The organism is Luteibacter sp. 3190, assembly GCF_031456385.1.
Classification (GTDB): Bacteria; Pseudomonadota; Gammaproteobacteria; order Xanthomonadales; family Rhodanobacteraceae; genus Luteibacter.
This window is the reverse complement of record NZ_JAVDUO010000001.1, coordinates 1-22,173: the sequence shown is the minus strand read 5'-3', so window position 1 is coordinate 22,173 and position 22,173 is coordinate 1. Positions and strand designations below refer to the sequence as shown.

The 22,173-nt window shown below is 65.5% G+C and carries 34 protein-coding genes; 1 reads left to right on the top strand and 33 read right to left on the bottom strand.

Annotated elements, in window-relative coordinates:
• Positions 1–15 precede the first annotated feature (15 nt).
• The 3 genes from J2X58_RS00170 to J2X58_RS00160 form a co-directional block, all read right to left on the bottom strand.
• Positions 16–1,602 carry an N-acetylmuramoyl-L-alanine amidase gene (locus J2X58_RS00170; protein WP_310045792.1) on the bottom strand — a complete coding sequence of 529 codons (1,587 nt, stop codon included), beginning with the start codon at positions 1,600–1,602 and terminating at the stop codon, positions 16–18.
• A gap of 110 nt (positions 1,603–1,712) precedes the next feature.
• The gene (gene tsaE / locus J2X58_RS00165) at positions 1,713–2,177 is read right to left on the bottom strand and encodes a tRNA (adenosine(37)-N6)-threonylcarbamoyltransferase complex ATPase subunit type 1 TsaE (RefSeq protein WP_310045791.1); all 465 of its coding nucleotides are present in this window, start codon (positions 2,175–2,177) and stop codon (positions 1,713–1,715) included.
• Positions 2,174–3,646, bottom strand: a complete 1,473-nt coding sequence (locus J2X58_RS00160; RefSeq protein ID WP_310045789.1) for an NAD(P)H-hydrate dehydratase — start codon at positions 3,644–3,646, stop codon at positions 2,174–2,176. The genes tsaE and J2X58_RS00160 overlap by 4 nt, the downstream gene beginning before the upstream one ends.
• Before the next feature lie 32 nt (positions 3,647–3,678).
• Between J2X58_RS00160 and queG the strand changes: the two genes are divergently transcribed.
• Positions 3,679–4,740, top strand: coding sequence for a tRNA epoxyqueuosine(34) reductase QueG (gene queG / locus J2X58_RS00155; RefSeq protein WP_310045787.1), 1,062 nt, complete (start codon positions 3,679–3,681; stop codon positions 4,738–4,740).
• Positions 4,741–5,339: 599 nt separating this feature from the next.
• Here queG and J2X58_RS00150 read toward each other — a convergent pair.
• The 30 genes from J2X58_RS00150 to J2X58_RS00005 form a co-directional block, all read right to left on the bottom strand.
• Positions 5,340–6,713 carry a 3-deoxy-7-phosphoheptulonate synthase class II gene (locus tag J2X58_RS00150; RefSeq protein WP_090054966.1) on the bottom strand — a complete coding sequence of 458 codons (1,374 nt, stop codon included), beginning with the start codon at positions 6,711–6,713 and terminating at the stop codon, positions 5,340–5,342.
• A 41-nt stretch (positions 6,714–6,754) separates the two neighbouring features.
• Entirely contained in the window at positions 6,755–7,255 is a 501-nt protein-coding gene (locus J2X58_RS00145) for a disulfide bond formation protein B (protein ID WP_310045784.1), read from the bottom strand.
• 163 nt (positions 7,256–7,418) lie between these two features.
• A complete protein-coding gene (gene rplQ / locus J2X58_RS00140) occupies positions 7,419–7,805 on the bottom strand; it encodes a 50S ribosomal protein L17 (protein ID WP_090054969.1) in 387 nt (128 codons plus the stop codon).
• 209 nt (positions 7,806–8,014) lie between these two features.
• Positions 8,015–9,013 (bottom strand): DNA-directed RNA polymerase subunit alpha, encoded by a 999-nt coding sequence (gene rpoA / locus J2X58_RS00135; protein WP_090054970.1) that lies wholly within the window; start codon positions 9,011–9,013, stop codon positions 8,015–8,017.
• A 16-nt stretch (positions 9,014–9,029) separates the two neighbouring features.
• Positions 9,030–9,656, bottom strand: coding sequence for a 30S ribosomal protein S4 (rpsD, locus tag J2X58_RS00130; RefSeq protein ID WP_090054972.1), 627 nt, complete (start codon positions 9,654–9,656; stop codon positions 9,030–9,032).
• Positions 9,657–9,667: 11 nt separating this feature from the next.
• Positions 9,668–10,054, bottom strand: a complete 387-nt coding sequence (rpsK, locus tag J2X58_RS00125) for a 30S ribosomal protein S11 (protein WP_007513384.1) — start codon at positions 10,052–10,054, stop codon at positions 9,668–9,670.
• Positions 10,055–10,066: 12 nt separating this feature from the next.
• Entirely contained in the window at positions 10,067–10,423 is a 357-nt protein-coding gene (gene rpsM / locus J2X58_RS00120; RefSeq protein ID WP_072322787.1) for a 30S ribosomal protein S13, read from the bottom strand.
• Positions 10,424–10,550: 127 nt separating this feature from the next.
• Complete coding sequence (secY, locus tag J2X58_RS00115; RefSeq protein WP_090054974.1) at positions 10,551–11,873, bottom strand: preprotein translocase subunit SecY; 1,323 nt, start codon at positions 11,871–11,873, stop codon at positions 10,551–10,553.
• 4 nt (positions 11,874–11,877) lie between these two features.
• Positions 11,878–12,309, bottom strand: coding sequence for a 50S ribosomal protein L15 (gene rplO / locus J2X58_RS00110; protein ID WP_090054975.1), 432 nt, complete (start codon positions 12,307–12,309; stop codon positions 11,878–11,880).
• 5 nt (positions 12,310–12,314) lie between these two features.
• Positions 12,315–12,512, bottom strand: a complete 198-nt coding sequence (rpmD, locus tag J2X58_RS00105; protein WP_045831139.1) for a 50S ribosomal protein L30 — start codon at positions 12,510–12,512, stop codon at positions 12,315–12,317.
• Positions 12,505–13,014, bottom strand: a complete 510-nt coding sequence (gene rpsE / locus J2X58_RS00100) for a 30S ribosomal protein S5 (protein ID WP_090054977.1) — start codon at positions 13,012–13,014, stop codon at positions 12,505–12,507. The genes rpmD and rpsE overlap by 8 nt, the downstream gene beginning before the upstream one ends.
• Positions 13,015–13,138: 124 nt before the next feature.
• On the bottom strand, positions 13,139–13,489 hold the full coding sequence (gene rplR, locus J2X58_RS00095) for a 50S ribosomal protein L18 (RefSeq protein WP_090054978.1): 351 nt from the start codon (positions 13,487–13,489) through the stop codon (positions 13,139–13,141).
• A 30-nt stretch (positions 13,490–13,519) separates the two neighbouring features.
• Positions 13,520–14,047, bottom strand: a complete 528-nt coding sequence (gene rplF / locus J2X58_RS00090; protein ID WP_090054980.1) for a 50S ribosomal protein L6 — start codon at positions 14,045–14,047, stop codon at positions 13,520–13,522.
• Between the two features lie 11 nt (positions 14,048–14,058).
• Entirely contained in the window at positions 14,059–14,454 is a 396-nt protein-coding gene (rpsH, locus tag J2X58_RS00085) for a 30S ribosomal protein S8 (protein WP_090054982.1), read from the bottom strand.
• A 127-nt stretch (positions 14,455–14,581) separates the two neighbouring features.
• Entirely contained in the window at positions 14,582–14,887 is a 306-nt protein-coding gene (gene rpsN, locus J2X58_RS00080) for a 30S ribosomal protein S14 (RefSeq protein WP_090054983.1), read from the bottom strand.
• A gap of 13 nt (positions 14,888–14,900) precedes the next feature.
• On the bottom strand, positions 14,901–15,440 hold the full coding sequence (gene rplE / locus J2X58_RS00075) for a 50S ribosomal protein L5 (RefSeq protein WP_090054984.1): 540 nt from the start codon (positions 15,438–15,440) through the stop codon (positions 14,901–14,903).
• A 12-nt stretch (positions 15,441–15,452) separates the two neighbouring features.
• Positions 15,453–15,764 (bottom strand): 50S ribosomal protein L24, encoded by a 312-nt coding sequence (rplX, locus tag J2X58_RS00070; RefSeq protein ID WP_090054986.1) that lies wholly within the window; start codon positions 15,762–15,764, stop codon positions 15,453–15,455.
• A gap of 14 nt (positions 15,765–15,778) precedes the next feature.
• Entirely contained in the window at positions 15,779–16,147 is a 369-nt protein-coding gene (gene rplN / locus J2X58_RS00065) for a 50S ribosomal protein L14 (RefSeq protein ID WP_090054987.1), read from the bottom strand.
• Between the two features lie 11 nt (positions 16,148–16,158).
• Positions 16,159–16,419, bottom strand: a complete 261-nt coding sequence (gene rpsQ, locus J2X58_RS00060) for a 30S ribosomal protein S17 (protein WP_090054989.1) — start codon at positions 16,417–16,419, stop codon at positions 16,159–16,161.
• Positions 16,420–16,430: 11 nt separating this feature from the next.
• Positions 16,431–16,616 carry a 50S ribosomal protein L29 gene (rpmC, locus tag J2X58_RS00055; protein WP_090054990.1) on the bottom strand — a complete coding sequence of 62 codons (186 nt, stop codon included), beginning with the start codon at positions 16,614–16,616 and terminating at the stop codon, positions 16,431–16,433.
• Entirely contained in the window at positions 16,616–17,029 is a 414-nt protein-coding gene (gene rplP, locus J2X58_RS00050; RefSeq protein WP_090054992.1) for a 50S ribosomal protein L16, read from the bottom strand. Before rplP ends, rpmC begins: the two co-directional genes overlap by 1 nt.
• An 11-nt stretch (positions 17,030–17,040) precedes the next feature.
• Entirely contained in the window at positions 17,041–17,772 is a 732-nt protein-coding gene (rpsC, locus tag J2X58_RS00045; protein WP_090054994.1) for a 30S ribosomal protein S3, read from the bottom strand.
• 15 nt (positions 17,773–17,787) lie between these two features.
• Positions 17,788–18,123 carry a 50S ribosomal protein L22 gene (gene rplV, locus J2X58_RS00040; protein ID WP_029213891.1) on the bottom strand — a complete coding sequence of 112 codons (336 nt, stop codon included), beginning with the start codon at positions 18,121–18,123 and terminating at the stop codon, positions 17,788–17,790.
• On the bottom strand, positions 18,123–18,395 hold the full coding sequence (gene rpsS / locus J2X58_RS00035) for a 30S ribosomal protein S19 (RefSeq protein WP_029213892.1): 273 nt from the start codon (positions 18,393–18,395) through the stop codon (positions 18,123–18,125). The genes rplV and rpsS overlap by 1 nt, the downstream gene beginning before the upstream one ends.
• A 12-nt stretch (positions 18,396–18,407) precedes the next feature.
• Entirely contained in the window at positions 18,408–19,229 is an 822-nt protein-coding gene (gene rplB / locus J2X58_RS00030) for a 50S ribosomal protein L2 (protein WP_090054995.1), read from the bottom strand.
• An 18-nt stretch (positions 19,230–19,247) separates the two neighbouring features.
• Positions 19,248–19,541, bottom strand: a complete 294-nt coding sequence (gene rplW, locus J2X58_RS00025; protein WP_046967254.1) for a 50S ribosomal protein L23 — start codon at positions 19,539–19,541, stop codon at positions 19,248–19,250.
• Positions 19,538–20,140 (bottom strand): 50S ribosomal protein L4, encoded by a 603-nt coding sequence (rplD, locus tag J2X58_RS00020; RefSeq protein WP_090054997.1) that lies wholly within the window; start codon positions 20,138–20,140, stop codon positions 19,538–19,540. The genes rplW and rplD overlap by 4 nt, the downstream gene beginning before the upstream one ends.
• Positions 20,141–20,151: 11 nt before the next feature.
• Positions 20,152–20,793 carry a 50S ribosomal protein L3 gene (gene rplC, locus J2X58_RS00015; RefSeq protein ID WP_089978135.1) on the bottom strand — a complete coding sequence of 214 codons (642 nt, stop codon included), beginning with the start codon at positions 20,791–20,793 and terminating at the stop codon, positions 20,152–20,154.
• A gap of 20 nt (positions 20,794–20,813) precedes the next feature.
• Positions 20,814–21,125, bottom strand: coding sequence for a 30S ribosomal protein S10 (gene rpsJ / locus J2X58_RS00010; RefSeq protein ID WP_014402136.1), 312 nt, complete (start codon positions 21,123–21,125; stop codon positions 20,814–20,816).
• Positions 21,126–21,714: 589 nt separating this feature from the next.
• Positions 21,715–22,173, bottom strand: a 459-nt coding sequence (locus J2X58_RS00005) for an EF-Tu/IF-2/RF-3 family GTPase (RefSeq protein WP_310045773.1), incomplete at its 5' end; no start/stop codon positions are given.

Here is a 22,173-nt window from a genome sequence, read left to right as displayed (position 1 = left end):
TTCGCGAGGAGAGCCTCAGCCCGACGGAATCACCATGACCGTGCCGATCCGCACGTTGTTGTCGGTCATCTTGTTCGCCATCTTCAGCGCGCCGACCGAGACGCCGTATTGCTGCGCGATGCCGGTGAGGGTCTCGCCGCGGTTGACACGGTGCACGTCGCGCACGTTGTCGTCGGCGCGCCCGGAGGGCTTGGCGGGGGCCGGCGCGGGTTTGTCGGCCTTCGCGACCACCTTGTCCGCGGCCTTCTTCGGCGGCGTCGCGCGCGGTGGCGGAGCGGCCGGGGCGTCGTCGTCCTGGGCGGCGGCGGGGGCCGCCGAAGCGACCGACGTGCCGTTGCGCCGCGCGGCCTGCGCGGCGAACCAGGTGCCGGGCGGCGGCATCGATTCGAAGTAGTTGCGCACGCCGCCAAGCACGGCCGTGGCCAGCGAGCGGCGATGGCCGTCGTCGCGCAGGCGCCTCTCTTCGTCCGGGTTCGTGATGAAGGCGGTCTCGACCAGGATGGACGGCACGTCCGGCGAACGGAGCACCACGAAGTTCGCGCGCTCGACGTAGCCGCGATGCGTGGGACCGAGCCGGCCCAGGGCCTTGAGCACATTGCCCGCGATCGATTCGCTCGCCTGCATCGCGTAGCCCTGCTGGAGATCCAGCAGCACGGCGGCGAGGGTGTCGTCCTTGTCGTCGAGCGAGACGCCGCCGACGAGGTCGGCGCGGTTTTCGCGATCGGCCAGCCAACGGGCGGCTTCGGAGGTCTTGCCTCGCGGCGAGAGCACCCAGACCGACGAGCCCTTGGCATCGCTGTTCTTGAACGCGTCCGCGTGGATGGACACGAACATGTCGGCGTTGTGCTCGCGCGCGATCTGATAGCGGCGCTTGAGCGGAATGAAGTAATCGCCGTTGCGGGTCAGGACGGCCTGCATGCCGGGCTGGCGATTGATCTGGTCGGCCAGCTCGCGCGCGACCTGCAGGGTGACGTCCTTCTCGCGCAGGCCCGTCGCGCCACGCGCGCCCGGATCCTCGCCGCCGTGACCGGCGTCGATCGCCACCACGACCTTGCGCTCGGCGGCGAGCAGCGGGGGCTTGCCCGGCGGCACGGTCTTGCCGCGTGTCGCGCGCACCGGCGTCGCGACCGGCGCGTCGGCGCTGGCATCGGCGATCGACGGGGCATCGTCGGTGACGGGGTTGTCGCCCGGGTCGCTCTGCCCGCCGGGGTAGAGGTCGAGCACGAGCCGGTAGCCGTAATCGCCCGCCGGCTTGAGCAGGAAGCTCTTGGGCTTGGCCTTCGGGTCCACCGTCGCGACCATCCGCGCGGCGGCGCCCTGCTTGCCCGCGGTCATGGACTTGAAGAGGCCCTGCCCGCCCGGCGCGGCGAAGTCGCCCGCGATGGCACTGCCCGCGATATCGAGCACGACGCTGCCCGGGGTGTCGCCCTGCGACATCTTGTAGGTCGCCGGACCCGAAAGATCGAACACGACGCGGGTGTATTCCGGGCCGGCCCAGACGCGAGCGGCCTTCACGTCCGCCGCGTGCGAGGCGGCAGGCGCCATCGCCGCGACGGCGGTCACGCACGCGATAAGGCCGAGTTTGCTAGTGATTCCCCTCATACGTTCAGAATTGAACTGCAAGCCCACGCTGAATGCAAGACGTTTTTCCTTGCTAATCCAAGACCTGCGAACACTTCGTCAACGTCCATACAGGAATGGCCCGCAAATCGTCAGATCGCGGCGAGCTCGCGCGTCAGCCGGCGCCCACGCTCGGAGCGCGGCTCGAGGCGGACGGCACGCCCACCCCGTTCGTGGCGGAAGTGCAGTTCCACGTCCACCGGCGGCAGCGCGCCCGCACCGCGCTCGGGCCACTCCACGAGCACGATCGCACCCGGTTCCGCGAGACTGTCGAGACCGAGCCATTCGAGCTCGCCGGGGTCGGCGATGCGGTAGAGATCGAGGTGGAAGGCCCGTCGGTCCGGGAGGTCGTAGCCTTCGACCAGGCTGTAGGTGGGGCTCTTCACCCGCTCGCCGACGCCCAGCGCGCGAAGAAACGCACGCGCGAACGTGGTCTTGCCCGCGCCGAGGTCGCCGTAGAGGAAGGCGACCAGTCCATCGGGAAGGGTCGCGGCGAGACGCTGACCGAAGGCGGTCGTCGCGTCCTCGTCGGGCAGGTGCAGTTCGATCGCGATCATGCGGGGATTCCGTTGACGAGGCGGCGCAGGGGTTCGAGCAGGTCGCCCGCGAGCAGGCCGCGCTGCCCGTCCCGCGCGGCCACGTCCGCGGCGCGCGCGTGCAGCCCGACGCCGAGGCAGGCCGCTTCGTAGGCGTCGCAGCCCTGGACCAGCAGCCCCGCCACGATACCGGTCAGGGTGTCACCCATGCCGCCGCTGGCCATGCCCGGATTGCCCCAGGGGCAGACCGCGAGTTCGCCCGAGGGCCGGGCGATGAGGCTGCCGTTCCCCTTCAGCACAACCACGGCGCGATAGCGCTTCGCCAGTTCGCGCGCAGCGGCGAAGCGATCCGCCTGGACGGCGGCGGTCGCAATACCGAGCAGTCGCCCGGCTTCGCCCGGGTGCGGCGTCAGCACGATGCTCGCCGGCAGGGGCCGCGGCTCGGCCTGAAGAAGATTCAGGCCGTCGGCGTCCAGGACCGTGGGCAGGCCCGCGTCGAGCGCGGTCGTCCACAGCGCGTGCCCCCAGGCGGCCTGTCCGAGCCCGGGACCGAGCGCGAGCACGGACGCCTTGTCGAGCATTGGCTGGAGCGCCTGCGGCCCGTTCACGCCATGCGCCATCAGTTCCGGCCGCGCGGCGTTCATCGCGAGCACGTTCTCGTCGCGCGTGGCGACGCTGACGAGACCGGCGCCCGTGCGCAGCGCCGCTTCGGCGGCCATGCGGACCGCGCCGCCCGTGCCGTGGTCCCCGCCGATGGCCAGCACGTGCCCATTGCTCCCCTTGTGGGAATCCTGCGGGCGCGGCGGCAGGTGCGCCTCGGCCAGCAGATGAGCGTCGGCCTCGCCCTGGATGCTGGCGGGAAGATCCAGCGTATGCAGCTCGACGTCGCCCGCGACCGCCGCGCGGTGTGTATGCAGCCCCCGCTTGCGCACGATGAAGGTCGCCGTCGCCATCGCCCGCACGACCACGCCCGGGCAATCGCCGGTGTCCGCCGAAAGGCCCGAGGGCACATCGAGGGCCAGCACCGGTGCACCCAGCGTGTCGATCGCTTCGATCGCCGTTTTCGCCACGCCCTCAGGAGCGCGGTTGAGCCCGGTGCCGTAGATGCCGTCGACGACGACGTCCGCCGGCGTGAGCGCAGTCCAGTCGGCAACGTCGTGCACGCGACCGCCCAGCGCCTCGAACGCCTGGCGGGCGCGAAGGGCGTCGTCGCCGCGAGGACGGTCGAGCGCCACGAGGTCGACGTCCATCCCGCTCGCCAGCGCGTCGCGCGCCACGAGGTAGCCGTCGCCGCCATTGTTCCCCGCCCCGCATACGACCCGCAGGCGCCGCGCGTCGGGCCAGCGCCTGCGCAACATGGCGAACGCCGCGGCGGCCGCGCGCGTCATCAGCTCGAAACCGGGAATGCCCAGCTCGCCGATGGCGCGCTGGTCGATCGCACGGGACTGTTCGGATGTGAAGAGGGCGATGCCCGGATCGGTGGCGGTCATCGGCCGATTATAGGCCCCGGTACAATGGCCGCATGTCCGTTTCCGCCGCCATCGATTACGTCACGCTCGCCAGCGACATCAAGGCGTGGGCGCGCGAGCTCGGCTTCGCCGATGTCGGCATCGCCGGCACCGATCTCGGCGCGGACGAGGGCTACCTCGAACGCTGGCTCGCCGAGGGCCACCACGGCGAGATGGATTACATGGCGCGGCATGGCACGCGTCGTAGCCGCCCCGCGGAGCTGGAGCCCGGCACGTTGCGCGTCGTCTCCGTGCGCATGGATTACGTGCCGCCCGGCACCGCGAACGCGTGGGACGTCATCGGCGATAGCGACAAGGCCTACGTCGCGCGCTACGCCCTCGGCCGCGATTACCACAAGGTCATGCGCAACCGCCTGCAGAAGCTCGCGTCGCGCATCCAGGAGCGGGTCGGCGACTTCAGCTATCGGGCCTACGTCGACTCGGCCCCGGTGCTGGAAAAGGCGATCGCGCGCAACGCCGGCCTCGGATGGATCGGCAAGCACACGGTGCTCATCAACAAGCGCGCGGGGTCGTATTTCTTCCTGGGCGAGCTCTACACCGACCTGCCCCTTCCCGTCGACGAGCCGGCCAGCGCGCACTGCGGCAGCTGCCGGCGTTGCATCGACATCTGCCCGACGCAGGCGATCGTCGGGCCGTATCGGCTCGATGCACGCCGTTGCATCTCCTACCTGACGATCGAGCTCAAGGGCAGCATTCCCGTGGAACTGCGCGAGCCGATGGGCAATCGCGTCTTCGGTTGCGACGACTGCCAGCTGATCTGCCCCTGGAACAAGTTCGCCCAGGAGGCGACCGAGCCCGATTTCGCGCCGCGGCACAGCCTCGATGGTCCGCGCCTGGTCGACCTGTTCGCTTGGTCCGAGCAGGAATTCCTCTCGCGAACGGAAGGCATGGCCATCCGCCGTACGGGCTACGAAGGGTGGCTGCGCAACATCGCCGTCGGGCTCGGCAATGCCGACACGAGCGACGCCGTCGTCGCCGCCCTGCGCGCGCGTATCGACGATCCGTCGCCGGTCGTGCGCGAGCACGTGGCGTGGGCGTTGGGGCGGCACGGGTAGCGGAGGCCGCGTTCGCGACGAGACGAGGCGACTGGCCTCGTGTCCTACGGCGTGAGTCCGGAGCGGCGTCGCTCGTCCCTGCGCCTCGCCGTGGGCACCGGCGTACGCCGGTGCGACGGTGAGGTGGAGTGGGTGCGCCCTCACCTTCGTGCGCTTCCGCTCCGGGTTTCCGTCAGCGCGTGAGGGGCGATGCGGTTGCGTCGGTGGCGCCTCGCCGTGGGCACCGGCGTGCGCCGGTGCGACGGTGAGGTGGAGTGGGTGCGCCCTCACCCTCGTGCGCTTCCGCTCCGGGCTTCCGTCAGCGCGTGAGGGGCGATGCGATTGCGTCGGTGGCGCCTCGCCCTGGGCACCGGCGTGCGCCGGTGCGACGGTGAGGTGGAGTGGGTGCGCCCTCACCTTCATGCTACCGCCCGGCGTTTCCGTCAGCGCAAGAGCGGCGACGCGGGTACGTCCGTAGCGCCTCACCGTCGCGCGCTACAGCTCATGGCGTTTGCCCGCGCGTGAGCGGCGATGCGGTTGCGTCGGTGGACACCTCACCGTCGCACCGGCGTACGCCGGTGCCCACGGCGGGGTGGTCGGTAGGGCGATAGCGCCCTGGCTCAGCCCATGCCGCCCGACTTGCGCACGATCAGCATCGCCATCTCGAGCGACTGCTCGTAGTTCAGGCGTGGGTCGACCATCGAGCGGTAGGCGCGGTCGAGGTCGCCTTCCACCAGGTCGCGCGCCCCGCCGAGGCATTCCGTGACGTCCTCGCCCGTGAGTTCGAGGTGCACGCCGCCGAGGCGCGTGCCCGCCGCCGCGTGAATGTCGAACGCCTGGTCGAGTTCGCCGGCGATGTTCGCGAAACGACGGGTCTTGTAGCCGTTGCTGGTGCTCTCGGTGTTGCCGTGCATCGGATCCGCGACCCACAGCACGCGCCGGCCTTCGCGCTTCACCGCCTCGAGCAGCGGCTGCAGCTGCGTGGCGATCTTGTCGTTGCCCATGCGATGGATCAGCGTGAGGCGACCCGGCTCTTCGTTCGGGTTGAGCACGTCGATGAGGCGCAGGAGGTCGTCGGGCTGGACGGTCGGGCCGACCTTCACGGCGATTGGGTTGCGGATGCCGCGGAAGTATTCCGTGTGCGCGCCATCGAGCGCGGCCGTGCGCATGCCGATCCACGGGTAATGCGTGGACAGGTTGAACCAGCCGTCCTGGCGCGGAACCTGGCGCGTGAGGGCTTCTTCGTAGTGGAGCAGCAGCGCCTCATGCGAGGTGTAGAAGTCGACACGCGAGTAGCTCGAGATCGACTGACCGGCCAGCGTTTCCATGAAACGCAGCGAATCGCCGATGCTGGCGACCATGCGACGGTACTCGGCGGCCAGCGGCGAGTGTTCGACCCAGGCCAGGTCCCAGTACTCCGGATGGTGCAGATCGGCGAAGCCGCCGTCGATCAGCGCGCGGACGAAGTTCATCGTCATCGCCGAGCGCGAGTGCGCCTTGATGAGGCGATTCGGATCGGCGCGACGGGCCGCGGGCGTGAACTCCGGGCTGTTGACGAGATCGCCGCGGAACGCGGGCAACGTCACGCCGTCGCGCGTTTCCGTGTCCGCCGAGCGCGGCTTCGCATACTGGCCCGCGAAACGACCGACTCGCAGGACCGGCTTCTTGAGGCCGTGCACGAGCACGAGGCTCATCTGCAGCAGCACCTTCAGGCGGTTCGAAATGATGGGGCTCGTGCAGTCGGCGAAGCTTTCCGCGCAATCGCCGCCCTGCAGCAGGAAACGTTCGCCTTCCTGCGCCTCGGCGATGCGCTGCTTCAGCGCGAGGATTTCCCACGACGTCACCAGCGGCGGCAGCTCGCCGAGCTGCGCGAGCGCGCGGTTGAGCTCGTCGGCGTCTTCGTAGGTCGGCTGCTGGAGGGCGGTCCTCGACCGCCACGATGCCGGCGTCCAGTCGATGGACGGGGGCGTTACGGCTTTGAGGATGTGCGACATGACGGTGCTCTGCTTGGATGCGCCCCACGGGGCGCGGGAAGTCAACGAACGGTGCGGCGAACGGCCAGGACGGCCCATACGGTAAGGACGACGAACCAGAGGAGGGTCCAGCCCGGCATGGGCACGCCGAGGATCGGCTCGATCTTGGCGCACTCGCCCGACCCGGTGAACGCCAGCTTCAGCATCTTGACGAACGGAAACGCGTCGAAGAGGTAGCCAAGGCCCGGCCCACACGCGGGGACCTGGTCCGCCGGCAGCGACTGCAACCACAGGTGGCGCCCCGCGGTCGCGATGCCCCAGAGGCCACCCAGCGAGATCAGCGTGGCGTACACCGCGCGTTTGCCGGTGGTACGCGGCGCATGCAGGCCCCCGATGAGGAAGAACAGCCCCATGACGCACACGGCGATGCGCTGGAAGATGCATAGCGGGCACGGGTCGAGGTGCATGACGTACTGCGAATACAGCGCGAACGCCATGAGACCGATGCAGACGACGAATCCAGCGAGGTAGCGCGTGCGGAAGGACCAGGTACGAGGGTTCATTCGGGGGATGGTGCGTTGCGGGACACCCACGTTAACGCTTTGTGGAGGGGTTTGTCAGTAGGCGCGCGCAGTTTCATTTGTAACCGTGACAACGACTTGCGGCATAAAAAAAACCCGGCAGGTCACCCTGCCGGGGTTTCGTGACAACGGTGAGCCGAAAGGCTTACTCGGCGTCGACGGCGTCGGTCTTGGCCGGGCGATCCACCAGCTCGACGTACGCCATCGGGGCGTTGTCGCCCGGGCGGAAGCCGCACTTGAGGATGCGCAGGTAGCCACCCGGACGCTGCTGGTAGCGGGGGCCGAGCTCGACGAACAGCTTGCCGACGGCCTGCTTGTCGCGCAGGCGCGAGAAAGCGAGGCGGCGGTTGGCGACGCCATCGGTCTTCGCGAGCGTGATGAGCGGCTCGGCGACGCGACGGAGTTCCTTCGCCTTGGGAAGCGTGGTACGGATCAGCTCATGCTTGATCAGCGACGCGGCCATGTTCTTGAACATCGCTTCGCGGTGGCTGCTGGTGCGGTTGAGCTTGCGACCGGATTTCTGGTGGCGCATGACGTCTACTCTCTATGTCTGTTGTTATGAAAAGCCGATCAGGATGAGTCGACTTCCCGCGGTTACCCGCTATTCGAGGCTGTCAAAACGCCCCGTTATAAGAGCACGGCCTCTGTGGACCGCTTTGGTAAGCCGATCGAAGTGCCTTGGGCATCGACCGGATGGCGCAAAGGATCGGGGCGATCGAAAAGCGATCGCCCCGTGATGCATCAGCCCAGCTGCATGCCGTGCGAAAGGCCCGGCGGCGGCCAGTTTTCGAGCTTCATGCCGAGTGCGAGACCACGCCCGCCCAGGACATCCTTGATTTCCGTCAGCGACTTCTTGCCCAGGTTCGGCGTCTTCAGCAGCTCGACCTCGGTCTTCTGGACCAGGTCGCCGATGTAGTAGATGCTTTCGGCCTTGAGGCAGTTCGCGGAACGGACCGTCAGTTCGAGATCGTCGATCGGACGCAGCAGGAGCGGATCGAAACCGCCCTTCTCCGCCTTGGTCGAGTCGCTCTCGCGGCGCGAGAAATCGCCGAACACCGACAGCTGGTCGTTGATGATTTCAGCCGCCTTGCGGACGGCGTCTTCAGCACCGATCGTGCCGTTCGTCTCGATGTCGAGCACGAGCTTGTCGAGGTTGGTGCGCTGCTCGACACGAGCGGCGTCCACTTCGTAAGCCACGCGCAGGACCGGCGCGAACGACGCGTCGAGCTGCAGACGGCCGATCGGCCGCGTCTCGTCATCCGGATGCTGGCGCGCGCTGGCCGGCTGGTAGCCGACGCCGCGACGCACCTTCAGGCGCATGTTCAGAGCCACATCCTTGGTGAGGTGGCAGATCACGTGCTCGGGATTGACGATTTCGACGGAGTGATCGACCGCGATGTCGCCCGCGGTGACCACGCCCTTGCCCTTCTTGGCCAGCGTCAGGGTGACTTCGTCACCGCTGTGCTGACGGATGGCAACGTCCTTGAGGTTCAGCAGGACTTCGATCACGTCCTCCTGCAGGCCTTCCAGAGTGGTGTACTCGTGCAGCACGCCGTCGATTTCGACCTCGACGATCGCGCTGCCCGGAATCGAAGAGAGCAGCACGCGGCGCAGCGCGTTGCCCAGGGTGTGACCAAAGCCACGCTCGAGCGGCTCGACCACCACCTTAGCGCGGTTCGCTCCAAGCTGCTCGACGCTGAGGCCACGAGGCCGCAGCACACTAGTTGACGAAACTGCCATGCAAGGCTCCGGTGGATTACTTCGAGTAAAGCTCGACGATCAGGGCTTCGTTGATATCGGCCGGCAGATCGCCACGATCCGGGACGGCCTTGAACGTACCCGCGAACTTCTTGCTGTCGACCTCGACCCACGACGGACGAAGATCCATCGTGTCGTAGATCGTCGCCGCTTCCTGCACGCGCAGCTGCGTGCGGGCCTTCTCGGTCAGCGACACCTCATCGCCCGGACGGACGTGGTACGAAGGCACGTTGACCTTCTTACCGTTGACCGTGACGGACTTATGGGCAACGAGCTGACGAGCCTGGGCGCGGGTGACCGCGAAACCCATGCGGTAGACGACGTTGTCGAGACGGCTTTCCAGGAGGCGAAGCAGGTTTTCACCCGTGTTGCCCTTCTGGGTCGAAGCCTTGGTGTAGTAGTTGCTGAACTGACGCTCGAGCACACCGTAGATGCGCTTGACCTTCTGCTTCTCACGAAGCTGCACAGCGTAGTCGGACAGACGGGCGCGCTTGTTGGCGCCATGCTGACCGGGCTTGTTTTCGAGCTTGCACTTGGAATCAAGCGCGCGAGCCGGGCTCTTCAGACCGAGGTCCGTACCCTCACGACGCGCCAGCTTGCAGGTAGCTCCACGATAACGGGCCATGGTTATGCTCCTTAGACGCGACGCTTCTTGGGGGGACGGCAGCCGTTATGCGGAATCGGCGTGACGTCGATAATGTTGAGCACCTTGTAGCCCAACGCGTTCAGAGAGCGCACGGCCGACTCGCGGCCCGGGCCGGGGCCCTTGATGCGCACTTCCACGGTCTTCACACCGTAGTCGCCAGCGGCGCGGCCGGCCTTCTCGGCGGCGACCTGCGCCGCGAACGGGGTCGACTTGCGGGAGCCGCGGAAACCCGCGCCGCCTGCGGTCGCCCACGACAGGGCGTTGCCCTGGCGGTCGGTGATCGTGACGATGGTATTGTTGAAAGAAGCCTGCACGTGGGCCACGGCATCCGTGACAACGCGCTTGATCTTCTTCTTGGTCTTAACAGGCTTAGCCATGTTCGGTATCCGTTACTTCTTGATCGGACGACGCGGACCCTTGCGGGTACGGGCGTTGGTACGCGTGCGCTGGCCGCGCACCGGCAGGCCGCGACGATGGCGCAGGCCACGGTAGCAACCGAGGTCCATCAGGCGCTTGACCGCCATGCCGATTTCGCGGCGGAGGTCGCCTTCGACCGTGTACTTCGCGACTTCGGCGCGGATCTTCTCGACCTCGCCTTCGCTCAGCGACTTGATGGGAGTGGTCGCAACCACGCCCGCGTCCACGCAGACCTGCTTGGCCCGCGACCGGCCGATTCCGTAAATGCTCTGCAGACCGACCCAGACATGCTTCTGGACCGGCAAATTGACACCCGCGATGCGCGCCATGATGTACTGTCTCCGATGCGTTTCGTGCGCGGTAAACGCGCAATTCTAACCTGAATTAACCTAAACGGGAAGTCCTGCGGCGCCAGGCGCCGCGGCCTCCCCTACTTGGGGGCTGTTCCGTCGCGTCTCAGCTGCGACGGAGATTCGACTTCTTGAGCAGACTCTCGTACTGGTGGCTGACGAGATGGGCCTGGACCTGAGCCGTGAAGTCCATCACCACCACCACCACGATCAGCAGCGAAGTGCCGCCGAAATAGAACGGGACGTGCCAGGCGTTCTGCATGAACGTGGGCACCAGGCAGACCAGCACGATGTAGAGCGCGCCGACGCCGGTGAGCCGGGTCATGACGCCATCGATGTAGTCCGCCGTGGCGCGACCCGGACGGATGCCCGGAATCAACGCGCCCGAACGCTTGAGGTTATCGGCCGTTTCCTGCGAGTTGAACACGATCGCCGTATAGAAGAAGGCGAATCCGATCACCAGCACCGCGAACACGATGTCGTGGACCGGCTCGCCCGGGCTCAGCGCCGTGGTCAGCCACTGCAGCCAGCGGGACTGGTGGGCGGAGCCGAACCAGGTTGCCGCGGTTGCAGGGAAAAGCAGCAGGCTGGTCGCGAAGATCGGCGGAATGACGCCCGCCATGTTGATCTTCAGCGGCAGGTGCGAGGTCTGGCGCTGGAACTGACGCTGGCTGCCCTGCTTCGCGTAGTTCACGGTGATACGCCGCTGGGCACGCTCCATGAACACCACGAACGCCGTGACCGCGAGGATCACCACGGTGACCATCAGCAGCTTCAGCACCGACAGCTCGCCGTTGTTCGCCATGGTCAGCGTGTGCACGATCGCACCGGGCAGACCCGCGACGATACCGGCGAAGATCAGCATCGAGATGCCGTTGCCGATGCCGCGCTCCGTGATCTGCTCACCCAGCCACATCAGGAACATGGTGCCAGCGGTAAGGCCGACGACCGACGCGAGGACGAAGCCCGCACCCGGCATGTAGACCACCGGCGCACCACCCGCCGCGACCTGCTTCTGCAGGGCCACCGCGATGCCGAAGGCCTGGAAGGCCGCGAGGCCGACCGTGCCGAAGCGCGTGTACATGGTCATCTTGCGACGACCCGACTCGCCTTCCTTGCGCAGTGCCTGGAGCGACGGAATGACCGAGCCCATCATCTGCACCACGATGGATGCCGAAATGTACGGCACCACACCGAGAGCGAACACCGAGAAGCGGGACAGCGAACCGCCCGAGAACATGTTGACCATGTTCAGCAGGCCGCCACCGCCTTCGACCAGGCTCGTCATCGCCTCGGGGTTCACGCCCGGAACGGGAATGAACGAACCGAGGCGGAAGACGATCAGCGCACCGATAAGGAAAAAGATGCGCTGACGCAGTTCCGTCAGTTTGCCCAGCGAGCCGAGCGTTGTGCCCTGCGCTGCAGCCACCTGATTACTCCACGCTGCCGCCGGCGGCTTCGATGGCCGCCTTGGCGCCGGCCGTCGCAAGCACGCCCTGGAGCTTGATGGCGCGAGAGATCTCGCCCTTCAGCACCACCTTGACCTTCTTGGCGCGGCTGGACACGAGGCCAGCGGCGTGCAGAGCGATCAGGTCGATCGTGTCGGCCTGGATCGAAGCCAGCTGGTACAGCATGACCTGCTCGGTGTCGGCCTTCTTCAGCGAGCGGAAGCCCACCTTCGGAAGACGACGCTGCAGCGGCATCTGACCGCCTTCGAAACCGACGCGGTGCGTGTTACCGGCACGGGCGTGCTGACCCTTGTGACCACGGCCGGCGGTCTTGCCAAGGCCGGAGCCGATACCGCGGGCGACGCGGGTGCGGGTCTTGCGGGCGCCCTTGCCGGGCTTGATGTCGTTAAGACGCATGATGCTTACTCCTCGACCCGGACCAGGTAGTAGACCGTGTTGATCAGACCACGGACCTGGGGGCTATCCTTCAGTTCGCGCACATCGTTGAGCTTGTTCAGGCCGAGGGCCTTGACGCTCAGACGATGACGACCCTGCACACCGCGCAGGCCCTTGACCAGGCGGACGCGGACGGTGCCGGCGGTTTCGTTGTTCTTAGCCATTGCCCAGCACCTCTTCGATCGTCTTGCCACGCTTGGCGGCGATGCGCTTCGGCGAGGCGACGGCCTGCAGACCCTTGATCGTCGCGCGGACGAGGTTGATCGGGTTGCGCGAGCCGACGGCCTTCGCGAGGACGTTCTTCACGCCGACGACTTCGAGGACGGCGCGCATGGCACCGCCGGCGATGACGCCGGTACCCTCGGAAGCGGGCTGCATGAAGACGCGGGCCGCACCGTGGTTGGCCTTGATGGCGTACCACAGCGTGCCGTTGTTCAGTTCGATGGTCACCATGTTGCGGCGGGCGCGCTCCATGGCCTTGGAAATGGCGACCGGCACTTCACGGGCCTTGCCATAACCGAAGCCGACGCGACCCTCGCCATCGCCGACGACCGTCAGCGCGGTGAAGCTCATCTGGCGGCCACCCTTGACGGTCTTGGCCACGCGGTTGACGGCGATCAGCTTTTCAAGCATGCCGTCCGAATTTTCGCGATCTGTCGAGGACATCTCTTTTCCTGTCTGCCCGGGAAGGACCCCGGGACTTCACGTTTACGGCTTGGTCGCCGCTTGGAGTTGTAGGTACTTCGGGCGACACCGGCCCCGAGGGGCCGATGCCGTGGCCTGACGCCTCTTAGAACTTGAGGCCGGCCTCACGCGCCGCGTCGGCAAGTGCCTTGATGCGACCGTGATAACGGAAACCCGAGCGGTCGAACGCGACGGCTTCGATACCGGCGGCCTTGGCGCGCTCGGCGACGATGCGACCCACCGTGGAGGCGGCTTCGACGTTCTTCTTGCTCTTGAGGCCTTCGGCGACCGACTTCTGCACGGTCGAGGCGGCTGCCACGACGGTGCCGTTCGGCGCGAAGACCTGGGCGTAGATGTGCTGACCGGTGCGGTGCACGCTCAGGCGGGCGACGGCGAGCTCACGGATGTGGGCGCGGGTCGACTTGGCGCGGCGCAGGCGGGATTCGTTCTTGTTCATCGTCTCGTCTCCAGGAAGCGGATAGGCTTATTAAGCCTTCTTGGCTTCCTTCAGGATGATCGTCTCGCCGGCGTAACGGACGCCCTTGCCCTTGTAGGGCTCCGGCGAACGGAATGCGCGGATCTTGGCTGCCACCTGGCCCACGAGCTGCTTGTCGGCGCCCTTGATGAGGACTTCCGTCTGCGTCGGGACTTCGATGGTGATGCCTTCCGGCGCCTCGAACACGACCGGGTGCGAGTAACCGAGCGACAGGTTCACCGACTTGCCGGTGAGCTGAGCGCGGTAACCGACGCCGACGAGCTCGAGCTTCTTCTCGAAGCCGGCCGACACGCCCTGGACCATGTTGGCGACGATCGCACGCGCCGTGCCGCCGAACTTGTCGTCCGCGCCGTCGGCGAGAACGATGTTCACCACGCCGTTTTCCTGCTGGAACGAAACGCCCGGCAGTTCATGGGTGGTCAGGGTGCCCTTCGGGCCCTTGACGGTGACGGTGCCGTTGGCGACCGAGAGTTCGACGCCCTTGGCGAGCGTGATGGGCTTTTTGGCTACACGTGACATGTCGGGACTCCTTACGCCACCTGGCCGATGACTTCGCCGCCCAGACCCTTGGCACGGGCCTGCGCGTCGGTCAGGAGACCGGCGGAAGTCGAGATGATCGAGATACCCAGGCCGCCGAGGACCTTCGGCAGCTCGTCCTTGCCGCGGTAGACGCGGAGACCGGAACGGCTGACACGGGAAATGGACTCGATGGCCGGACGGCCTTCGAAATACTTCAGCTTGATCTCGAGGACCGGCTTGCCGCCTTCGTCGGCGGTGCGGGCGTCGAGGATATAGCCTTCGTTCTGCAGAAGCGTGGCAACCGCCAGCTTCATCTTCGACGACGGCATACGGACAACCGACTTGCCAGAGGCCTGGCCATTGCGGATGCGCGTAAACAGATCGGCGATGGGATCAGTCATGCTCATAAGAAAACCCTTGAGAGTGCACCGATATCCGAATTACCGGAAATCTTAAATTGTAAAGCCGACAGAAGTCGGTCTGCGTTGCGCAGACCGACGACTATAACAGCTTGTCCCGCCGTTGGCGAGTTTTTTACCAGCTAGCCTTGCGCAGGCCCGGCACGTCGCCACGCATGGTGGCTTCGCGCAGCTTGTTGCGGCCCAGGCCGAACTTGCTGTAGACGCCACGCGGACGACCGGTCAGGGCGCAGCGGTTACGCTGGCGCGACGGGCTCGCATCGCGGGGAAGCTTCTGCAGCTTCGTCTGGGCTTCCATCTTCTCGTCATACGAGGCGGTGGCGCTCAGCACGATCGCCTTCAGTTCGGCGCGCTTGGCGGCGTACTTCTTGACGAGCTTGGAGCGCTTGATATCGCGCTCGATCATCGAGGTCTTGGCCATGTTCTACCTGTAATCAGTTGCGGAACGGGAAGCTGAAGGCTTCCAGCAGCGCCTTGGCTTCTTCGTCGGACTTGGCGGTCGTGGTGATGGAGATATCCATACCGCGCAGCGCGTCGACCTGATCGAAGTCGATTTCCGGGAAGATGATCTGTTCCTTGATGCCGAAGTTATAGTTACCACGGCCATCGAAGGCACGGCCGGAGACACCACGGAAGTCGCGCGTACGCGGCAGCGAGATGTTGATCAGGCGGTCCAGGAATTCCCACATCTGGGCACGACGGAGCGTGACCTTGCAACCGATCGGCCAACCGTCGCGGATCTTGAACGAAGCGACCGACACGCGGGCCTTCGTCGTGACCGGCTTCTGGCCAGCGATCTTGGTCATGTCGGCGACCGCGTTCTCGAGGATCTTCTTGTTACCGGCGGCTTCGCCGACGCCCATGTTGAGCGTGATCTTCGTGATGCGCGGAACCTGCATGACGTTCTGGTAACCGAAGCGCTCGGTGAGCTTCTTCATTACCGACTCTTTGTAAAACGTTTCAAGGCGGGTCATGACTTCGATTCCTTACGCGTCGACCACTTCGCCCGAACGGAACACGCGCACCTTGCGCCCGTCCTCGAGCGTCTTGGTGCCAACGCGCTCGCCCTTGTTCGTGGCGGAGTTGAAGAGCTGGACATTGGAGATATGGATCGAGGCCTCACGCTCGACGATACCGCCCGGCTGGTTGGCCTGCGGGTTCGGCTTGGTGTGGCGCTTGACGAGGTTCACGTTCGAGACGACCACGCGGTCGCCATCGACGCGCAGCACGTCACCGCGCTGGCCCTTGTTCTTGCCGGTGATGACGACGACGTTATCACCCTTGCGGATACGGTTCATGGTCTGGCCTCCGCTCAGAGCACTTCAGGCGCAAGCGAGACGATCTTCATGAACTTCTCGCTGCGCAGCTCGCGGGTAACCGGCCCGAAGATACGGGTGCCGATCGGCTCGAGCTTGTTGTTGAGGAGGACGGCCGCGTTACCGTCGAAACGGATAACCGAGCCATCCGAGCGACGCACACCCTTGGCGGTACGAACCACCACGGCGTTGTACACCTCGCCCTTCTTGACCTTGCCGCGGGGAATGGCGTCCTTGACGGTCACCTTGATGACATCACCGACGCTGGCATAACGGCGCTTCGAGCCGCCCAGCACCTTGATGCACATCAGTTCCTTCGCGCCGCTGTTGTCCGCCGCGGAAAGCGTGCTTTGCATCTGGATCATCGCAGCTCTCCTTAAACTTCAGCGCGCGTGACGATTTCGACCACGCGGTGGTGCTTCGTCTTCGACAGCGGACGGCACTCCGCGATGCGGACCACGTCGCCCTCGTTCGCACCGGTTTCGTCGTGTGCGTGGAGCTTCGTGGAGCGGCGGATGATCTTGCCGAGCAGCGGGTGCTGCACCTGGCGCTCGATCAGGACCGTTACCGTGTTGGCCATCTTGTTGCTGATGACACGACCCGTGAGGGTGCGTGCCGCCTTCGTGTTATCGCTCATGTCCGCCGTCCTTACTTCTTGCCGCCGAGCACGAACTTCGTGCGGGCGATGTCACGCCGAACGCGGCGCAGCTGGTGCGGCTGAGTGAGCTGACCGGAGCCTTTCTGCATGCGCAGATTGAACTGCTCCTTGCGAAGGTCCAGCAGATGCTGCTTCAGCTCTTCCGCCGACTTGTCGTTGATTTCTTTGATGGCCATTACATCACCGCCCTGGAGACGAACTGGGTCTGGACCGAGAGCTTGGCAGCGGCCAGGCGGAACGCCTCGCGCGCGGTCGCCTCGTCGACGCCTTCGATTTCATAAAGCATGCGGCCCGGCTGGATCAGGGCGACCCAGAACTCGACGCCACCCTTACCTGCACCCATTCGGACTTCGATGGGCTTGCGGGTGATCGGCTTGTCCGGGAACACGCGGATCCAGAGCTTGCCGCCACGCTTCACGTAGCGCGTGATGCAACGACGGGCCGCTTCGATCTGGCGCGCGGTCAGCTGACCGTGCGTCGTCGACTTCAGGCCGTACTCGCCAAAGCTCACGAGGTTGGAGTTGAATGCCAGGCCGTCGTTACGGCCCTTATGCATCTTGCGGTACTTGGTACGCTTCGGTTGCAACATGGCAACGCTCCTTACTTGGCAGCCCGATCGCGATCGCGGCGGTTTTCACCACCCTCGCGACGCGACGACTGCTGAGGCTGCTGTTCTTCCTTCGACTCAGCCGTGGCGGCCGCCAGATCGAAGATCTCGCCCTTGTAGACCCACACCTTGACACCGATGATGCCGTACTGGGTCTTGGCCTCGGCGGTGCCGTAGTCGATGTCCGCACGCAGGGTGTGCAGCGGAACGCGACCTTCGCGGGCCCACTCGGAGCGCGCGATTTCGGCGCCGTTGAGACGGCCGGAAACGTTGATCTTGATGCCGAGGGCGCCGAGGCGCATCGCATTGCCGACCGAGCGCTTCATCGCGCGGCGGAACATGATGCGACGCTCGAGCTGCTGAGCGATGGACTCCGCGACGAGCTGGGCATCGAGCTCCGGCTTACGGACTTCGCTGACGTTGATGTGCGTCGGGACGCCCATCATGTCGGTGACTTCCTTACGGAGCTTCTCGATGTCCTCGCCCTTCTTGCCGATCACCACGCCCGGACGGGCGGTGTGGATCGTCACGCGGGCGGTCTTGGCCGGGCGCTCGATCTGGATCTTCGAGATACCGGCGGCGGCGAGCTTCTTGCGCAGCATCTCGCGGACCTTGAGGTCGGCAGCGAGGTACTGGGCGTACTCACCCTTGTTGGCGTACCACTTCGAGTTCCAGTCCTTGGCAATGCCGAGGCGGATACCGGTGGGATGAACTTTGTGACCCATCGTTTCTTACCCCAGTCAGTTGCCCACAACCACAGTGATGTGGCTGGTGCGCTTCAGGATGCGCGAACCGCGGCCTTTGGCGCGGGCATACATACGCTTCATCGCCGGACCTTCGTCGACGAAGATGCGAGCCACCTTCAGCTCGTCGACGTCGGCACCGAGGTTGTTCTCGGCGTTGGCGACGGCGGAGAGCAGCACCTTGCGGACAAGGTGGGCGGCTTTCTTGTTGGTAAAGGCGAGCACGTCGCTGGCTCGGCCCACGGGCATACCGCGGACCAGGTCAGCCACCAGGCGTGCCTTCTGCGCCGAGATGCGGGCGCTGCGCAGGATCGCTTTGGCTTCGGTGCTCATCACTTGCCCTTCTTATCGCCGGCGTGGCCCTTGTAGGTGCGGGTCACCGCGAACTCGCCGAGCTTGTGCCCGACCATGTTCTCGTTGATGAGCACCGGCACGTGCTGGCGGCCGTTGTGGATGGCGATGGTCAGACCGACCATCTCCGGCAGGATCATCGAGCGACGCGACCAGGTCTTGATCGGACGCTTGTTGTTGGCGGAAACGGCGGCTTCCACCTTCTTTACGAGGTGCAGGTCAACGAACGGACCTTTCTTTAGAGAGCGCGGCATGATCGTTTCCTATTACTTGCGACGACGCACGATGAACTGCTGGGTGCGCTTGTTGTTGCGCGTCTTGTAACCCTTGGTCGGCGTGCCCCACGGACTGACCGGATGACGGCCACCGGAGGTACGGCCTTCACCACCGCCGTGCGGATGGTCGACCGGGTTCATGACCACGCCGCGGACGGTCGGGCGGATGCCCTTCCAACGCTTGGCGCCGGCCTTGCCGAGCTTGCGCAGGCTGTGCTCGGAGTTGCCGACTTCACCGATGGTGGCGCGGCATTCGACCGGGACGCGACGCATTTCGCCGGAGCGGAGACGCAGCGTGGCGTAGCCCTGCTCGCGAGCGACCAGCTGGACCGAGGCGCCGGCCGAACGCGCGATCTGCGCACCCTTGCCCGGCTTCATCTCGATGCAGTGGATCGTGGAACCGACCGGGATCGAACGAAGCGGCAGGCAGTTGCCCGGCTTGATCGGGGAGTCGGAACCCGACACGAGACGGTCGCCCACCGCCACGCCCTTCGGCGCGATGATGTAGCGACGCTCGCCGTCGGCGTAGCACAGCAGCGCGATGTGCGCGGTGCGGTTCGGATCGTATTCCAGACGCTCGACAACGGCGGCGATGCCTTCCTTGTCACGCTTGAAATCGATGATGCGGTAAGCCTGCTTGTGACCGCCGCCGCGATGACGCGTGGTGATGCGACCGAAGTGGTTGCGACCGCCGGTCTTCGACTGCGATTCGGTCAGGGGCGCGTACGGTGCGCCCTTGTGCAGACCTTCGGTCCGCACGCTGACTGCGTCGCGGCGGCCCGGGGAGGTCGGCTTGTGAGTGATCAGTGCCATCTCAATTCAACTCCTGGCTCAGGCCTTGGCCGACACGTCGATCGTGTGACCGTCGGCGAGGCGCACGTAGGCCTTACGCTTGCCCTGGCGGTTGCCAGTGCGGAAGCGGAACGACTTGACCTTGCCCTTCGTGTTCACGAGGTTCACGTCCACGACCTTGACGTCGAAGAGGTGTTCCACCGCTGCGCGGACATCGGCCTTGGTCGCCTCGGGCGCCACGACGAAAACGTACTGGTTGTTCTCAGCAAGGCGAGCCGACTTCTCGGAGATGTGCGGCGCGCGAAGCGTGTTGAGCGTGCGTTCGGTGCTCATGCGAGCCACTCCTCGACCTTCTTGACCGCGTCCACCGTCATGACGACGTAGTCGCTGCCGACCAGGCTGACCGGATTCAGGGCCAGCACGTCGACGACGTGGATGTACGGAATGTTGCGAGCGGACAGGTACAGCGCTTCGGTGGCGTCTTCCGACACCAGCAGCACGCGACCCTTGACTTCGAGCTCGGCGAGCTTGGCGATCATGCCCTTGGTGCTCGGGGCTTCCATCGACAGCTCGGAGACGACCTTCAGACGGTTCTGGCGGTTCAGCTCGGCGACGATCGAACGGATCGCGACGCGGTAAGCCTTACGGTTGACCTTCTGCTCGAAGCTGCGCGGCTTCGCTGCGAACGTCACACCACCACCGACGAAGATCGGAGCACGGTAATCGCCGTGACGAGCGCCGCCGCCCTTCTGCTTCTTGAACTTCTTGGTCGTACCCGACATCTGACCGCGAGACAGCTGAGCCTTCGTACCGGCACGGCCAGCCGCCTGATAGGCGGTGACGACCTGGTGCACGAGGGCCTTCTTGTACTCGCCGCCGAACACGTCGTCCGACACGGTGAGCGCCTTGGCGCCAATAACGTTGAGTTCCATGGCGTCTCTCCTCAGCCCTTGGTCGTCGGACGAATCACGACGTCACCGCCCGGCGCGCCCGGGACTGCGCCCTTGACCGCGATCAGGTGGCGCTCGGCGTCGACCTTGACAACTTCGAGACCCTGCTGCGTGCGGTTCACCGCACCCATGTGGCCCGACATCTTCTTACCAGGGAACACGCGGCCCGGCGTCTGGCGCTGGCCGATCGAGCCCGGGGCGCGATGCGACAGCGAGTTACCGTGCGTGGCGTCGCCCATCTTGAAGTGGTGACGCTTGATGGTGCCCTGGAAACCCTTACCCTTCGACACGCCGGCGACGTCGACCGTCTGACCGACGGTGAACACGTCGTCCGCCTTGATCTCGGTGCCGATCGCGTACTTGCCTGCGTCTTCCGCGGAAACGCGGAACTCCCACAGACCGCGGCCCGGCTCGACCTTGGCGTTAGCGTAATGGCCCTTCAGCGGGGCGGTCAGGAGCGAGGCGCGCTTCGCGCCCGTCGTGACCTGCACGGCGCTGTAGCCGTCGTTTTCTTCGGTCTTCACCTGCGTCACGCGATTCGGGGTCGCTTCAATCAGCGTCACCGGAATCGAGCGGCCGTCTTCGGTGAAGAGCCGGCTCATGCCGCACTTGCGGCCAACCAGTCCGATACTCATCTTCGTATCCTTTAGTCCGCTCAGCCGAGCTTGATCTGGACGTCAACGCCAGCCGCGAGATCGAGCTTCATGAGCGCGTCCACGGTTTTGTCGTTGGGGTCGACGATGTCCAGAACGCGCTTGTGAGTACGGGTCTCGTACTGGTCGCGGGCATCTTTGTCGACGTGCGGCGACACCAGAATGGTGTAGCGCTCGATCTTGGTCGGCAGCGGAATCGGGCCGAGGACCGTGGCGCCAGTGCGCTTGGCCGTCTCGACGATTTCGCTGGCCGAACGGTCGATCAGACGATGATCGAACGCCTTGAGCCGGATGCGAATCTTTTGGTTCGCCATAAAACCGTGTCCTGTTATCGAAAGAACGTTCTTGTGATTCGGAGGGGCTTCTCGCCACCCCCGCACAACCCAAAACTACAAACTACGGGTACCGCAACGGGCCGCTCCGCAGCGGCTGGAAGCCACCCGAACGACCCGAAAAAGTCAGGCAGGCCGAATAAACAGCCTGCCTAGACGAAAAAGTATAGAATGCGCAAAAAATAACGTCAACAGAGCGTGAGCCCCGTCGGCGATTGGCACCCTACCCGGCTTCCCTGCCTGCGAACTCGAAGCGCCTTCCGTGCACCTCATTTCGCGTGGTCCGGGGCCGTGGAGGCACCCGGGAATCTTAGCCCGCGAATTGTAGCAGGGCCTTTGCGGGAATGGAAGGGGGTGGTTGGAGCGGGAGATGGGAGGTGGGAATTGGGGGCGCGTGATCGAACGTTGCCAGGCAACTCAACGCGACGCGCCAGCGCAGACTATCCCGCAACCCAAGGCGCACGCCGGCCCTGCCGCCCCCATTTACCATCCCCTATTCCCAATCCCCAATACAAAAAAAGGCGAGGACTCGCGTCCTCGCCTTCTCGTCTTCCCGTAGCGGGAACCCGACTTACTTGATGATCTTCGACACCACGCCGGCGCCGACGGTGCGGCCGCCTTCGCGGATCGCGAAGCGCAGACCTTCGTCCATCGCGATCGGGAAACCGAGCTCGACCGTGATCTTCACGTTGTCGCCCGGCATCACCATCTCGGTGCCTTCCGGCAGCTTGATCGAACCGGTCACGTCCGTCGTGCGGAAGTAGAACTGCGGACGGTAGTTGCTGAAGAACGGCGTGTGACGGCCACCCTCGTCCTTCGACAGGATGTACACCTCACCCTCGAACTGCGTGTGCGGCGTCACCGAACCCGGCTTGGCCAGCACCTGGCCACGCTCGACGTCTTCGCGCTTCAGACCGCGGACCAGCACGCCGACGTTGTCACCGGCCTGACCCTGGTCCAGCAGCTTGCGGAACATTTCCACGCCCGTCACCGTCGTGCTCTGGGTGTCCTTCAGGCCAACCACTTCGGC

Excerpts from the sequence above, each read along its gene's own strand:
- rplP (WP_090054992.1), bottom strand. The coding sequence starts at position 17,029 with ATGTTGCAACCGAAGCGTACCAAGTACCGCAAGATGCATAAGGGCCGT.
- rpsH (WP_090054982.1), bottom strand. The coding sequence starts at position 14,454 with ATGAGCATGACTGATCCCATCGCCGATCTGTTTACGCGCATCCGCAAT.
- rpoA (WP_090054970.1), bottom strand. The coding sequence starts at position 9,013 with ATGGCAGTTTCGTCAACTAGTGTGCTGCGGCCTCGTGGCCTCAGCGTC.
- rplE (WP_090054984.1), bottom strand. The coding sequence starts at position 15,440 with ATGACCCGCCTTGAAACGTTTTACAAAGAGTCGGTAATGAAGAAGCTC.
- rpsQ (WP_090054989.1), bottom strand. The coding sequence starts at position 16,419 with ATGAGCGATAACACGAAGGCGGCACGCACCCTCACGGGTCGTGTCATC.
- rpsD (WP_090054972.1), bottom strand. The coding sequence starts at position 9,656 with ATGGCCCGTTATCGTGGAGCTACCTGCAAGCTGGCGCGTCGTGAGGGT.
- rpsJ (WP_014402136.1), bottom strand. The coding sequence starts at position 21,125 with ATGGCGAACCAAAAGATTCGCATCCGGCTCAAGGCGTTCGATCATCGT.
- rplV (WP_029213891.1), bottom strand. The coding sequence starts at position 18,123 with ATGAGCACCGAAGCCAAAGCGATCCTGCGCAGCGCCCGCATCTCGGCG.
- rplX (WP_090054986.1), bottom strand. The coding sequence starts at position 15,764 with ATGAACCGTATCCGCAAGGGTGATAACGTCGTCGTCATCACCGGCAAG.
- rplB (WP_090054995.1), bottom strand. The coding sequence starts at position 19,229 with ATGGCACTGATCACTCACAAGCCGACCTCCCCGGGCCGCCGCGACGCA.
- rpsM (WP_072322787.1), bottom strand. The coding sequence starts at position 10,423 with ATGGCGCGCATCGCGGGTGTCAATTTGCCGGTCCAGAAGCATGTCTGG.
- rpsS (WP_029213892.1), bottom strand. The coding sequence starts at position 18,395 with ATGCCGCGCTCTCTAAAGAAAGGTCCGTTCGTTGACCTGCACCTCGTA.
- rplW (WP_046967254.1), bottom strand. The coding sequence starts at position 19,541 with ATGAGCACCGAACGCACGCTCAACACGCTTCGCGCGCCGCACATCTCC.
- rplR (WP_090054978.1), bottom strand. The coding sequence starts at position 13,489 with ATGAACAAGAACGAATCCCGCCTGCGCCGCGCCAAGTCGACCCGCGCC.
- rpsE (WP_090054977.1), bottom strand. The coding sequence starts at position 13,014 with ATGTCCTCGACAGATCGCGAAAATTCGGACGGCATGCTTGAAAAGCTG.
- rpsK (WP_007513384.1), bottom strand. The coding sequence starts at position 10,054 with ATGGCTAAGCCTGTTAAGACCAAGAAGAAGATCAAGCGCGTTGTCACG.
- rplF (WP_090054980.1), bottom strand. The coding sequence starts at position 14,047 with ATGTCACGTGTAGCCAAAAAGCCCATCACGCTCGCCAAGGGCGTCGAA.
- rplO (WP_090054975.1), bottom strand. The coding sequence starts at position 12,309 with ATGCGTCTTAACGACATCAAGCCCGGCAAGGGCGCCCGCAAGACCCGC.
- J2X58_RS00145 (WP_310045784.1), bottom strand. The coding sequence starts at position 7,255 with ATGAACCCTCGTACCTGGTCCTTCCGCACGCGCTACCTCGCTGGATTC.
- rplQ (WP_090054969.1), bottom strand. The coding sequence starts at position 7,805 with ATGCGCCACCAGAAATCCGGTCGCAAGCTCAACCGCACCAGCAGCCAC.
- rpsN (WP_090054983.1), bottom strand. The coding sequence starts at position 14,887 with ATGGCCAAGACCTCGATGATCGAGCGCGATATCAAGCGCTCCAAGCTC.
- J2X58_RS00160 (WP_310045789.1), bottom strand. The coding sequence starts at position 3,646 with ATGACCGCCACCGATCCGGGCATCGCCCTCTTCACATCCGAACAGTCC.
- rpmC (WP_090054990.1), bottom strand. The coding sequence starts at position 16,616 with ATGGCCATCAAAGAAATCAACGACAAGTCGGCGGAAGAGCTGAAGCAG.
- rplC (WP_089978135.1), bottom strand. The coding sequence starts at position 20,793 with ATGAGTATCGGACTGGTTGGCCGCAAGTGCGGCATGAGCCGGCTCTTC.
- J2X58_RS00150 (WP_090054966.1), bottom strand. The coding sequence starts at position 6,713 with ATGTCGCACATCCTCAAAGCCGTAACGCCCCCGTCCATCGACTGGACG.
- rplD (WP_090054997.1), bottom strand. The coding sequence starts at position 20,140 with ATGGAACTCAACGTTATTGGCGCCAAGGCGCTCACCGTGTCGGACGAC.
- rpmD (WP_045831139.1), bottom strand. The coding sequence starts at position 12,512 with ATGGCTAAGAACAACGAAACCGCCGGCACCGTCCGCGTCCGCCTGGTC.
- queG (WP_310045787.1), top strand. The coding sequence starts at position 3,679 with ATGTCCGTTTCCGCCGCCATCGATTACGTCACGCTCGCCAGCGACATC.
- rpsC (WP_090054994.1), bottom strand. The coding sequence starts at position 17,772 with ATGGGTCACAAAGTTCATCCCACCGGTATCCGCCTCGGCATTGCCAAG.
- J2X58_RS00170 (WP_310045792.1), bottom strand. The coding sequence starts at position 1,602 with ATGAGGGGAATCACTAGCAAACTCGGCCTTATCGCGTGCGTGACCGCC.
- tsaE (WP_310045791.1), bottom strand. The coding sequence starts at position 2,177 with ATGATCGCGATCGAACTGCACCTGCCCGACGAGGACGCGACGACCGCC.
- rplN (WP_090054987.1), bottom strand. The coding sequence starts at position 16,147 with ATGATCCAGATGCAAAGCACGCTTTCCGCGGCGGACAACAGCGGCGCG.